This is a genomic window from Dokdonella sp. (assembly GCF_049593775.1).
Taxonomy (GTDB): domain Bacteria; phylum Pseudomonadota; class Gammaproteobacteria; order Xanthomonadales; family Rhodanobacteraceae; genus Dokdonella.
On the sequence record NZ_JBAWHJ010000415.1, the window covers coordinates 1 to 3,188 of the forward strand.

3 protein-coding genes are annotated in these 3,188 nt (G+C 61.2%); all 3 read right to left on the reverse strand.

What is annotated here, in order from left to right; genetic code table 11:
- On the reverse strand, window positions 1–1,460 hold a 1,460-nt coding region (locus WBP53_RS14290; protein WP_423930062.1), incomplete at its 3' end, for an efflux RND transporter permease subunit.
- Window positions 1,461–1,634: 174 nt separating this feature from the next.
- Complete coding sequence (locus WBP53_RS14295; RefSeq protein WP_423930064.1) at window positions 1,635–2,873, reverse strand: efflux RND transporter periplasmic adaptor subunit; 1,239 nt, start codon at window positions 2,871–2,873, stop codon at window positions 1,635–1,637.
- The coding region (locus WBP53_RS14300; protein ID WP_423930066.1) for a TolC family protein at window positions 2,870–3,188 on the reverse strand (319 nt) is incomplete at its 5' end. The genes WBP53_RS14295 and WBP53_RS14300, both read right to left, overlap by 4 nt.

A 3,188-nucleotide genomic window follows, 5' to 3' on the forward strand; every position in this document is an offset into this window, starting at 1 on the left:
GCGCCAGTCAAGGCAATGACCACCGTGAACGCCATCGGGTGGAACATCTTTCCCTCGACGCCACTGAGGGCGAACACGGGCAGATACACGGCGGCAATGATGAACAAGCCGAACAGGCTGGGCTTGATCACCTCGGCACTGGCAACGGCGGCCATCTCAAATCGCTCTTCCCGATCGAGCAGACGCCCGAGCTGATGCTGCCGTTCGCCGAAGCGGCGCAGGCAGTTCTCCACGATGATCACGGCGCCATCGACGATCAGGCCAAAATCGAGTGCGCCCAGGCTCATCAAATTCGCTGATACCTGGTTCTGCACCATGCCGCTGATGGTGAGCAGCATCGTCAATGGAATGACTGCTGCGGTAATCAGTGCAGCGCGCAGATTGCCCAGCAGAAGAAGCAGAACCACGATGACCAGCAGCGCGCCTTCGATCAGATTCTTCTGCACCGTGGCGATCGTGCGGTCGACCAGTTCGGTGCGGTCGTAGACCGCTTTGACCTTCACGCCCTCTGGCAGGGTTGCGTCAATTTCCTTGAGTTTGACGGCGGCACGTTGAGCCACGGCGCGGCTGTTTTCGCCGATCAGCATGAACACGGTACCCATCACCACTTCGTGGCCATCCTGGGTTGCGGCACCTGTGCGCAACTCGCTGCCTTCGTTGACCTCGGCAACATCGCTGATGCGCAATGGCAGGCCATCACGCGTAGCCACGACGATTTGCCTGAGCCCTTCTGCATCGGCAACCTGGCCCGGCACGCGAACAAGGAATTGCTCACCGGAACGCTCGATGTAGCCGGCACCGACGTTGGCGTTGTTGCGCGCAACCGCGTCGAGCACATCGCCCAGGGTCAGCCCGTAGGCGAGCAACTTGGTCGGCTGCGGGGTGATATGGAATTGCCGTACATGGCCGCCAATGGTGTTGACCTCGGTGACGCCCTTCAGATTGCGCAACTGCGGCCTCACCACCCAATCCTGCAAGGTGCGAAGCGCGGTGGGTGTCCATGTCTCTTCCGCGCCTTCTTCGGCCTCGACCGTATACATGAAGATCTCACCCAGGCCGGTGGTCACCGGCCCCAGGGTGGGTTCGATGCCGGCGGGCAATTGCGAAGCGACCTGTTGCAGGCGTTCGGCCACCTGCTGTCGGGCGAAGTAGATATCGGTGCCGTCTTCGAACACCACGGTGACCTGCGACAAGCCATAGCGGGAAATCGAACGCGTGTAGTCCAGACGCGCCAGTCCTGCCAATGCGGTTTCCACGGGAAAGGTCACCCGTTGTTCGGACTCCAGCGGCGAGTAGCCCGGTGCTTCGGTGTTGATCTGGACCTGGACATTGGTGATGTCCGGGACCGCGTCGATCGGCAAGCGGCTGTAGTTCCAGAATCCGATTGCAGACAAGCCAAGCACCAGCAGGAGAATCAGCCAGCGATGCGCGATGGACGCGCGAATGATGCGTTCCAACATGATGAGTTCCCCTAGCCCGGACTATTCATGAATACGCGCGATGATCGCGCGGGACGTTGGATTCACACGGCTTTTCGCGATTGAGGGGATAGCGGGTTCTATCGCCGAATGAGCGGAAAGCCGTGTGGATTCAAGGGACAAGTGAGCGCGTGTGTATTTCATGATTAGTCCGGGCTAATGGTCGTGGCTGGCGCCGGACTTTTCGATGTCCGCCTTGATCAGATAACTCTGCTCGGAGACATACGCCGTGCCCGGCTTGAGTCCGTCCAGCACCTCGACGACCTCGCCATCGCTGACACCAAGTTCGAGCATGCGCACCTCGTAGACATCACCGAACTGCGCGAACACGACGGGGTGGTCACGAAAGCGCTGCAAGCCCGTTTCCAGCACCGCAAGCGGCACCTCCCTATCCGAGACAGTGACCTTTGCAGACACCGTCATCCCGGGGCGCCATTGGCCGTCGGGGTTGGGCAAGCTGGCCCGTGCGATTACGCTTTGTCCACGCGTGGCAAGAGGCAGCAAGGTCTGGATGACGGTCTCGCCTTCGGCATCGCCGGTAGCGGACTCCACATGTACGCGCTGCCCGGATGCGAGGCGCGCCGCATCCTTGCCGATGGCGTGGAGTTCAATCCACACGTCGGACAGGTCGGCCAGTTCGATCAATGCGCCATCGCCAGCGACATCGCCGATGTTGGTATTGCGCGCAAGCACCACCCCATCGAACGGCGCGACGACCGGATACCTCCGCATGCTTTCATTGCCTTCGACAACGACCAGGGTCTGGCCGCGACGTACTTGATCGCCCTGCTGGACGTGCACCGCGCGGACGATGCCCGGGAAGCGCGCCTTGATATCGGCGTGGCGATTTTCATTTAGGGCAACGTTTCCGACCAGTGGCACTTGATCGTGGATGACAGCCGGGCCGGCCACCTCAACCCTGACCCCGGCTTCCTCGGCAATTGCGGCTGGAATCGTCGTGCGACCCTCATGGGAAGCGTAGCTCCAGTGGTGCATCTTTCCGGCATATTGCGCGGTGACCTTGACGTCGAACGAATGCGGTTCGAGAACCGCGTCGCTACCGGTCAGAAAGTCGCCCTCGGGCTTGAAGGTCAAGCGATTCACTTCACCGTCCAGACGCTTGAGCTCGATCGTCGGCACGACTTCGCCGGGGCTCAGCGGCCTGTCGTTCTGGTAGGCGTACACGCGGAACTGCGGTTGCGCGCCGGATTCAAGCAGGGCGACCTCGATCGCGAAATCACCGTCGCGCAACGTGCGACCGCGATGCGGGCCTCGCTCAAACTCGTCGGCCGCCGCAGCGCCGTGGCTATCTTCGGACTCCGGTGCCTGGCTGGATCCGCCACAAGCGACCAGCAACGAGGTAAGTACAACAGTGACGATGAGTCGAATGATCATGGCGTGACTTCCGTGGCAACGGCGGCGAGGCGTTCAACCTCGACCAGCAGGGTGTGATAGCGGGCGGCAGCCTCGACATCTCGTTCGCGCAGTTCGAACAAGGTCTTCTGCGCCTGGGCCAGCGAGTAGAACGAGAACCTTCCCGCCTTGAATCCGTCGCGGGTAGACGCCACGGCCTGCTCGGCCTTGGGCAGCATTCGGATGCGCAATGATTCGACCTCGGTTCTGGCGTGATTGAGCTCCTGGTACTTTTCAAACAGGCTCTGATGGCTTTCGAAACGCAATGCATCGCGACGCGCATCCGAGGCGTTCAGT

Excerpts from the sequence above, each read along its gene's own strand:
- WBP53_RS14295 (WP_423930064.1), bottom strand. The coding sequence starts at position 2,873 with ATGATCATTCGACTCATCGTCACTGTTGTACTTACCTCGTTGCTGGTC.